The sequence below is a fragment of the Novipirellula sp. genome (assembly GCF_041583735.1).
In the GTDB taxonomy this organism is placed as follows: domain Bacteria; phylum Planctomycetota; class Planctomycetia; order Pirellulales; family Pirellulaceae; genus Novipirellula.
The window spans coordinates 18,111-27,572 of the sequence record NZ_JBFHFD010000038.1 but is presented as its reverse complement, the minus strand read 5'-3'; the positions used below and the strand labels follow the sequence as shown (position 1 = coordinate 27,572).

General features: G+C 53.0%; 5 protein-coding genes. 3 read left to right on the top strand and 2 right to left on the bottom strand.

What is annotated here, in order from left to right; genetic code table 11:
• On the bottom strand, positions 1–1,454 hold a 1,454-nt coding region (locus ABX962_RS05345; protein WP_372717316.1), incomplete at its 3' end, for a polysaccharide biosynthesis protein.
• 396 nt (positions 1,455–1,850) lie between these two features.
• On the bottom strand, positions 1,851–4,094 hold the full coding sequence (locus tag ABX962_RS05340) for a polysaccharide biosynthesis tyrosine autokinase (protein ID WP_372717314.1): 2,244 nt from the start codon (positions 4,092–4,094) through the stop codon (positions 1,851–1,853).
• A gap of 1,332 nt (positions 4,095–5,426) precedes the next feature.
• On the opposite strand from ABX962_RS05340, the gene ABX962_RS05335 reads away from it, so the two are divergent.
• From ABX962_RS05335 to ABX962_RS05325, 3 genes are all read left to right on the top strand, one after another.
• Positions 5,427–6,509, top strand: coding sequence for a polysaccharide biosynthesis/export family protein (locus tag ABX962_RS05335; RefSeq protein WP_339940993.1), 1,083 nt, complete (start codon positions 5,427–5,429; stop codon positions 6,507–6,509).
• A 140-nt stretch (positions 6,510–6,649) separates the two neighbouring features.
• On the top strand, positions 6,650–8,293 hold the full coding sequence (locus ABX962_RS05330; protein ID WP_372717312.1) for a hypothetical protein: 1,644 nt from the start codon (positions 6,650–6,652) through the stop codon (positions 8,291–8,293).
• Between the two features lie 202 nt (positions 8,294–8,495).
• Positions 8,496–9,455 carry a site-specific DNA-methyltransferase gene (locus tag ABX962_RS05325; RefSeq protein WP_372717311.1) on the top strand — a complete coding sequence of 320 codons (960 nt, stop codon included), beginning with the start codon at positions 8,496–8,498 and terminating at the stop codon, positions 9,453–9,455.
• Positions 9,456–9,462 lie beyond the last annotated feature (7 nt).

The window sequence follows — 9,462 nt, the reverse complement described above, 5'->3', positions numbered from 1 at the left end:
GTCATCTCGGGATGAGTGATGGTGATCGGTCCGCCATTGGCAATCTGTTCTTGGAAGATGGGGACGACGCTGCCGGCCGAGGCTAACACATTACCGAAACGAACGACCACAAACTTGGTTTTGGATACTTCTGCTTTGGCATGTACAAATCGTTCTGCCAATTGTTTGGACACTCCCATGATACTTGTGGGATTGACCGCCTTGTCGGTCGAGATCATTACAAATCGCTCGACATCGTATTCGTGACAAAGTTCGACCAAACCCGCGGTGCCGAGCACGTTGTTTTTTAACGCTCGCGATGGATTCAATTCCATCAATGGAACATGTTTATGGGCTGCCGCGTGGAAAACAATTTCAGGCTGGTAGTTTTCGAAGAGCGTTCGCATGCGATGTTGATCACAAATGTCAGCGACGAAGGGCACGCATATGTCGCCATAATCGCGAAGGGTCATTTCTCGATCAATTAAGAACAACGCATTTTCGGCACGCTCGACCAAGATCAATTGGGCCGGTTCGCAGCGTGCAATCTGGCGACATATCTCCGAGCCAATGCTGCCTCCGGCACCGGTTACGACCACTCGCCTTCCTTGCAACATCTCTCGGACCGGCTGCGAATCAAGTTCGATCGGGTCTCGGCGTAGAAGGTCGTTAATTTCAACGTCGCGGGTCTGGAAGCGGAACGAACCATTAATCAGTTCATCGACCGGCGGAACCATTTTGACCCGGATCTTGGCTTGTTCACAGCGATCGAGAAGCTCGCGGAGTTGTTGTCCTGGCAACACATTGGAAATAACAAGAAGATCTTTCGCATCGTGAGCGCGAGCATGCTCGACGATGTCCTCGGGACTACCCAGAAAGGGAATGCCTCCCAATCGCAATCCATGCTTGTGTTCATCGTCGTCCAAGAATCCAACGATGTGAAAATCGAGGTTGGGATGGTTATGTATTTGGCGGGCCAATAGCTCGCCCCCTTGTAACGCTCCGATCAACAGGGTGGGTTTGCGATCATTCAGCGACAGTGCGGGCCACATCATTTCTTGGCTTAGGCGATAGACACTTCGCAGCCCGCCGACAAGCAGAATCGTGATGCCCCAGTCCATCAGTAACACCGATCGAGGAACTTGATACTGTTGGCTGAACAAGTAGTCCACCGCGGCAATCAGAATGCTCGCGACCGTCGAGGTGCGAAGCAAAATCGCAAGATCGGTAAAAGTAATGTACCGCCACCATCCGTGCAGACTGCCAATCAAGTGGAACATCGATAGCTTGATGATCAAGATCCAGGGCAGCATGCTCCAGAAATCATTACGGACGCCCGCAGAGATGACCATATCAAAACGCAACCGCAACGCGATCTCGTAGGACGCGATGAAAATAATCAGGTGTACCAGTACCAGAAAATAAATTCTTACAGGCAGGATCCGATGCAAGGGCGTGTTCTTTTTCGCACTCATGGTCAAGACGCTTTATCGAAGTGAGCAAATCCAGTTAAAAAACACGTGTGCTTCACCGAACTGGTCGTCGCCAGTTTCGAGTTCTTTCTGCGCGGACTTCGTCCACCTGGGTGACACTCACGAAGCAGTACGCGGTGCACCCTCGGAATGGGGTCATGCTAGTGGTAAAGCGAGCCGATTCAATGGGCTAATCCCCCATTTACACTTCAATCAATGGAGATAATTGAATCGCGGAAAATCGCCTTACTTTTTGATGGATCAACGAAGAAGACCACGACCGCGCAGCGGCCACCGTCTACTTAAACGCTGTTAGTTTCGCGTGTATTAAAACTACCAAACGTATGTATGTGCTTTATTAAAAATCCTGCATGTTTCAGTTACATGCAGATGCGTCATTTACTCAAAACGCCTTGCATAGTCGTAACTTCCGTACGTCTTTGCATAACTTCGTGTGGGCACACCGTTAAGCACGGTGCCCAACGGTTTGATACCCGCTTTGGCGAGCCGGTCATGAGCAATTTTTACTTGGCCTTCGCGACTGACGTTGCGTCGAGTGCAAAGCAGAGAGCCATCGGCACAACGAGCGAGTAAGATCGCTTCGGATGCAGAAAGGATGGGAGGTGTATCGATAACGATATAACGATACTTGACTCGCAATTCGTCAAAAATCTTATTGAGTGAATCACGTGTCATCAATTGATGAGGGTTAACTCGAAGTCGACCTGCCGGCAGCAAGTGAATTTGATCACTCCAGTCGCGAATGACGGCTTCTTCCAATGTGGCACGTCCTTCGAGCACGGCGGTCATGCCAAGTTTGTTTGAGACTTGGAAAATATTATGAATATCTGGGGCGCGAAGATCGCCGTCGATAAGCAGCACCGGTTCGCCGGTCGCTCGGCCAATGCTGACGGCAAGCTGCGACGAGATGCTGGACTTGCCTTCGCCGTGAACGGCACTGGTCACCACAAGCGTTTGAACGGTATTGTGTTTTTCGCCTAACAGCAGACCGACACGAAGACTATCAATGCTTTCTTCGAAGATACTCATTGCCTTGGTTTGTCGCGAACCAAGCGAGATCGTTCGCACCGGCAACTTGGCAACTTCGCTGACGGTGGTTTGTGCGGTGTTGCTCGTCAATTGATTGACATCGCTGATCGGCTTGGTGGACAATTCCCAAAGCAAGGCGAGGCCGAACGGCAGACAGCCGCTCAGAAAAGCTGCGATTGCCATGTTTCGCAGCGGAAAACTCGCGACGGGATGTAGCGTGGGTTCTGCGGGCTGCAGCAGAACAATACGACCCGGAGCTCGTGATTCGGTGCTTAACGCCATCGATCGCTCGGCAATCAAGTCAAACACACGTTCTTCACGTTCGAGTTCCGCACGAGCGAATTCGAGTTCCAGCATTTTGTTGCCGGATTCTCCCGCAGTTCCGAGCATCTCTTTGTACCGCAGTCCGAGCAGGTTCTCGAGCACCAGTTGCGTCTCGAGTCTCGCTTCGAGTTCGTGAAGTGTGTCGCGGCGATCAAGTTCCGCGAGTGACTTCAGTTGGTCGGTGATCTTGGGACGGCTGCTCGCAACAGCTCGTTTGAGACTCTCTTCATATCCTTTGACTTCGGACTCCAGACGCAAGTAGGATGGATCGTTTCGTCCCCCGGCTGCGGTGCTCTCGACACGATGCATCATCGATTTGCGTTCGGCAATCATGGCGCGTAGATCGAGAATCTCCTGGCTTTCTCCCACCGCCATCTCGACGTCAACTTCGGCGATGCGAAGATCTTCTTTTGCAATCGCTTCGCGGATCGCAGTGATTTCCATCTCAAGCATTTTGCGATCGACCTCGGCTGCCGTCAGCCGTTCACGAAGTCGCTCCAACGGTCCGGCGCCCGCTTGCCCCCCATTCTTTTGCGGCATCCCGGTATAAGGATCCATTCCGACAACGTCTTGCCCGAGTTGACGCATCTTTTCACGTAAATTCTGGATCTCGACACTACGTGCCTGTTTTTCTTGACCCAGCAGTTCGAGCACCCTCGCGGTTTGGTCTTCGTTGTCTTTGGCTCGCACCGCGAAATAGGTGTCTAGCACCGCATTGACAATGATCGCAGAGGATTCCGGGTCGGATGTTTCAAGAGAAACATTATAGAGTTCCGAACTGCCAACCTGCTGAACTCGGATATTTTCGGTTAGCCACACAATGGGCTTCTCGATCGATTGCAGTCCTGGCAAACCGGCAATCTTTGAATCCTCAAGCACCTGCTCTGCAACAAGCGAGCTGCGAATTAATTCAATCTGAGTCTCCGTGAAATCTTCCGGATTCATCTGAGGCTCAGGTGTCGTATACGCAATATAAGGAGCGTAGCTCGCAATCTTCATCACCGCATTCGCACGATACACCGGAGTGAACGTCATCAAGATTGCGGTGGCCGATAACCCTGCCAACAGAATGGCGAAGGGAATGGTCAGATACCAATACGTCGTAAGCGAGTGGATTAGGTAGCGAGGACCCACAAGCGATTCGTGGTCATTGCCAGTCGGCGCATGGTGAAAAATATAAGAGGGAGAGATCTCGTGGTCGTTTGCCGGCACCAACGAACGACTACTTGAGTCGGACGATGCCAGGTCGACGAAATCGTTGTTACTCAAAAAACCAATCTCCCGCTTTCGATTGATCGCAATTATCACATCACGTCAATCGATTCGACTCAAGGTGCTGTTCAAATGGTGACTGTCAAGCTGCTATTGGTCATAGCGCGTCCATCCTTAATTCTCACATGTTCCTTAATCGCTTGCCGTCGACCTACTAATCTCTCGCTTTGCTAAACGAATTGAGCTTTCGTAGAAGCCTTTGCTGAATTCTTATGTAGTTGTTCTGGTCTGGTGACTAGACGCCAATCTTGGGTGTGGTGGTCCACCCTACTCAAGATTGAGGGTATTGCTAGTTAACTTTTCACAACAAATGCTTCTCGGTTTCGTTGGATGCAAATCAATTTCGTTGGATGCAAATCAATAAGGTTCGATCGCTGACACATCATTTCCGCAGGGCCTAATCGGTTGCCCTGGATTGGATTTAATGGGTGAGAACGGCCGTCCGAATTGCAGGTGTTGGGCCAACCTCTACGATCATAAGCCTGTTAGAGGGGGAGGGCAAGCAACTACTCCCGGTGCCCAGCTGTTTTGGGATCATGCGATGCGTCGTATCACAACCTAGTTGAGCCGCAAGGGTGGCGAAGGCCACTTAGAGCAGCGGGCTCATCCAGTGCGAGTTTCACGATTTTCTTGAATCCCAAGTTTTGCTTGGACAGTAGGATTGGCTGCTTATTGGCCACACCGGTGGGCTGTAATCCAAGTCGATTCATTGGCGGCCAAACGGGTTGCCGAAAAGGTGTGACTATAAAAAGCGGATGCGTAAACGAGCCGACGTCGACACCCATGTTTTGCTGCGATCGCCAAAAGATTTTTGGCGGGTTCAAGTTTTCTTCGAGCCGAAGGACGGTGTTCTGTAATGCGGAATGCGATCTCCTCGCTAGATCTTTCCTAACCCGCACCTGGTGCCCACTTCGAACAACCGTTTTGTTGAGCGCAACCCGAGAGACAATTCGAAAAGATCGCAGATGAACCCACGTTTCGGCGGGGGGGGCCTGCCCTCTCGACGATAATTCCTGTGAGCGAATTCCAAGATGAATCGCCGATGCGTGCAGAGAAAAGAAGGTTCGACCGGAGAGCAATCAAGCTTTGATGGCAAACCATTCTTCGTCGAAGTGCATCGTCCGAGGCATCGAGGCGTGGAGATAAAGCAGCGGTTTGCAAGCAATGCTTGGCAATCATGCTGCCGACACCCGAAATCGCTCACCGCAACACGACATCCACCCTTTTCATTTTGGTGGTCGTTTTGTCGCAAACCCAACAAATGGAAGCCGGAGCAAGGATGTTGCCGGATATTTTTGGGGGCCTCCAGAACAACGCACGGATGTGACTATGTCTCAATTCAAATCACGACCTTTTGTAGCTCCTCTACAAATGTTCGCGGCAATCTGCCTGTTAAGTGGGGTTGGATGCCAAGGACTCAAAAAGAGTCACCATGCGTCACAGGTTTCTGTGGTGCCGCCCGAAGTCGCAAATATGCCTCGGGAGTTGGCCAAGACAGTGATGCCGGATTACATCATTGAGCCGCCCGATATCTTGACGATCGAGACCGTGCACGCGGTCCCCAAGTCGCCTTATACATTAAAGGTGCTTGATGTGCTGTCGGTGCGAGTCCAGGGAACGTTGCCTGAGGGACCGATCGGCGGTGGTTATCCGATCGAACCCGGCGGGGTGATCAACCTTGGGGCTCCATATGGAGTGGTCTCGGTTTCGAGCATGACCGTACCGCAGGCTCAGACGGCGATTGAGGAACATCTAAAGAAATACTTGAAGAAGCCGGAGGTGGCGGTGTCGCTGGCCGAGCTTGGTGCCTCGCAGCGATTGGTCGGACAATACCTCGTCGGCCCCGATGGTACCGTCACGCTGGGCAGCTATGGCAGCGTTTCGGTCGTCGGCATGCCGCTGGCCCAAGCGAAATGGACGATCGAACAACACTTGTCACAGTTCTTGGAAGATCCGGTCATCTCGGTCAACGTCCACGCTTTCAATAGCAAGGTGTACTACATCGTATTGCAGGGAGCCGAGCTTGGCGACGCGGTCTATCGTTTCCCGATCACGGGCAATGAAACGGTTCTAGATGCGATTTCACAAATCAATGGACTCGAGCAGGTCTCGTCAAAGAAGATGTGGATCGCACGACCCACATCGGATCTTTGCGACTCGCAAATTTTGCCCGTCGATTGGCACGCGGTGACCGAGTGTGGTTCCGCCAATACAAACTTCCAACTCATGCCAGGCGACCGTTTGTTTGTTCAAGAAGACCATATGGTCGCGTTCGACAACAAGCTCGCCAAAATGTTTGCTCCGTTTGAACGCATGATGGGCTTCTCGTTACTAAGTGTTGGCACAGCGACTCGTTTCTCGGGAAGTGTGCTCAAGGGCGGTGGAAATCCACGAAGTGTGAGCGGATTCTAGCCTGAGTCAATGTTAGGTCTGTGGTGGGAACCGAGGGCGTTTGTTGATCAATCCAAGTGGCTCGATCAGCAGTGCGATTCCTCTGCCCAGCGGTATCAATCTACGAGTGTCAATTTTTGAAAAAGTAAGCGGTGACAACGATGCGACGACAATCCCAAACACAACTGACTGCGGCGGTGGCGATCACGCTTGCCGTCACGATCAGTGCCAGCGTTGGCTGTGTGTCTGTGCACCACGACTGGGCGCAACACTGTGGGTTCGACAAATTTCGCGAAAGCAAAAAGTCGTACTACCACTGTGCTCATTGCGGCCAAATCGTTGCAAACCCCCATGCAAAATGTTGCCCGCACTGCTCCTACGTGAAACCGTACTACGGTTACGAGCCCACGTGTTGGAACAAGTTCCCCGAAGGTTGGGGATGTCCTAACGGAGCTCAGGCGTGTCACCCTGAAATGCTCGAAATGGTGCCGCCGGTCGAGTACTCCGATGGTATTCCGCTGGAACACGATAGCGTTCGCATTGAGCATGAACCCCATCATGTTCCCTTTGCAGACGATGCTGTCGCGGCACCCAAAGCCGCGGCACCTCAGGTCGCGGTAGAGGACGAGCATGCCATCCCAAGTGCAAGCGATCGCATGGCTCCCGTTGCCACGCCGGATTTCAGCAACCCGATTGACGTGGACGTTCCTGCTCGCACGAACGTTACCACGCCTGAAGTGCGGTTGAACGATCAAACGCAAGCGAAACCGATCAACCAGAAGCGTGATTTGGCGGTGTTGCCGCCAATGGATACCTCGTTGGTGGACGGGATGATCGAAGCCCCTGTGCCTCAAGTCGCTCCATCGCAATCGGTTGCCAAGGCCAAGCCGGTGATCGACAGGCAAGATTCGGACATCGATTCAAAGCCGATGGTATTAAACTTTCCAGTGCCTTCGCCCGAACGTGCGGTGACGGTCGATAAAGTGCCCTCGGTGACTCGAGTGCCTGTTCCTGAGGTCGACATTACTCCGGTTGCGAAAACTCCAGAGTTCGTCTCGGTCAAATCGTCGGCAAACGTTTCCGCACTGACGGCTCCGCAAACCAAGCGTGTTGCGGCGGAAAAGCCGGACGCCAAAGATCCAGCTACCGCTAAGGATTTGGCCACCGAGGCACATGCGTCCCCGAAGGTCCAGCGGATCACTGTTCCACAGCCGAAGACGGAAAAGCTAGATGCCGCCGTGTCGGTGACGGTCCCCGCCTCTGCGAAGTCAAGCAAGTCGGAGCCGGTTGCGTCGCAGGGCACTTTCGATATCCCCGCAGAACTGTGGAACCGCATCATCGCGATGCCTGTCGCTGCGAGCTCGGGACAACCGATGCCCGGGGTGTTGGCAACCGAATCCTATGAAATGAAAAAGTCGTTCGAGCCTGTGTCGATTGAAACCCAATCGCCGCGGTTGATTCCCACAATGACGAACTTGCCCAAGCGTGTGCCAACGATTCCGGCAGAAATTCCGGCCCGCGTAAGTGGATTCACGCAAACCAAGACCTCGGTCGAATTGCCCGCCCCCGTGCGGCGCATTCCTGCCTCGGTCCCACCGTTGATGGGCGAAAACGCATCGCCAGCGATTCCAACCCAAAACGTGACGCCTGCCGAAACCGTGGCCCCCGTGGTCAATCGGATCCCGCTAGGCCAAGTCGCTCCGGCCAGCATTCATTCGCAATCCATCGCTCCGCAACACGTTGTTCCGAATCAAGTGCAAACGAACGCCTACCCGGCTCCGGCAAACCGAATTCAAATTCGCTAATCCGGCAGCGATTACCGTAAACCTCTTGGATCCGTGTTATCGCGATCCGATAAACAACCCCACACCACTCATGGCGGTCATGAGTGGTGTGGGCGTTTCTGGGCAGCCCCGCATTGCCAGCAATTCACGTTTCGTTACGATGAATTTCAAGAATTTGGCAGCTTGTTCAAGCATTTACCGGCATTTCTAGAGGGGATATTGCGTGGCACTCGACTTTAATCAGCTTCATCAAGGGGACTGTATCGAGTTGCTAAAGCAGATGGATCCGGGGTCGGTCGATCTTTGTTTTGCCGATCCTCCGTTCAATATTGGCTACGACTACGACGTCTACGACGACAAACGAGGTGACGAGGATTACCTCGATTGGTGCCGCCAATGGATTCAGGGGGTTCATCAGGTATTGAAGCCTAACGGGACTTTCTGGTTGGCGATCGGCGACGAGTACGCTGCGGAGTTAAAAGTCTGTGCCACTCGCGAAGTCGGCTTCGTCTGCCGTAGTTGGGTGATTTGGTATTACACATTTGGGGTCAATTGCAAATACGGTTTTAGCCGTTCGCACACCCATCTGTTTCATTTCGCCAAAGATCCCAAGCAGTTTACGTTCAACGCCGCGGATCCCGAGATCCGTATCCCCTCGGCACGGCAATTGGTTTACGGGGACCGTCGCGCGAATCCGAAAGGCCGGCTGCCCGACAATACCTGGATTCTTCGCCCGCAAGATCTGCCCGATGGGTTCGAAGAGGATGGGGATACGTGGTATTTCCCACGCGTCGCCGGAACGTTCAAAGAACGCCAAGGCTTTCATGGCTGCCAGATGCCTGAGCAACTGCTTGGCCGGATCATCCGCGCGAGTTCAAATGAGGGTGATTGCGTGCTCGATCCCTTTTCAGGGAGCGGGACCACGTTGGTCGTGGCCAAGAAGCTGCGGCGAAACTTTATCGGCACCGAGCTCAGCGAAGAGTACGCGGCCAAGATTCAATCGCGACTCGAAGAAACCAACGTCGGTGACCCGTTGGTAGGTCCCGCAAATCCATTGCTGAGCGCCCCGAATACGAAAAACGGAAAGCGATTGGCAGATAAGGTCTCGAAGAAAAAGTCGACGGCTAAGAAAAAAGATGGGAAGTCCAAGGTGGGAAACGCCACGCAGCCTGATTTGCTGTAACGCTGAT

Excerpts from the sequence above, each read along its gene's own strand:
- ABX962_RS05330 (WP_372717312.1), top strand. The coding sequence starts at position 6,650 with ATGCGACGACAATCCCAAACACAACTGACTGCGGCGGTGGCGATCACG.
- ABX962_RS05335 (WP_339940993.1), top strand. The coding sequence starts at position 5,427 with ATGTCTCAATTCAAATCACGACCTTTTGTAGCTCCTCTACAAATGTTC.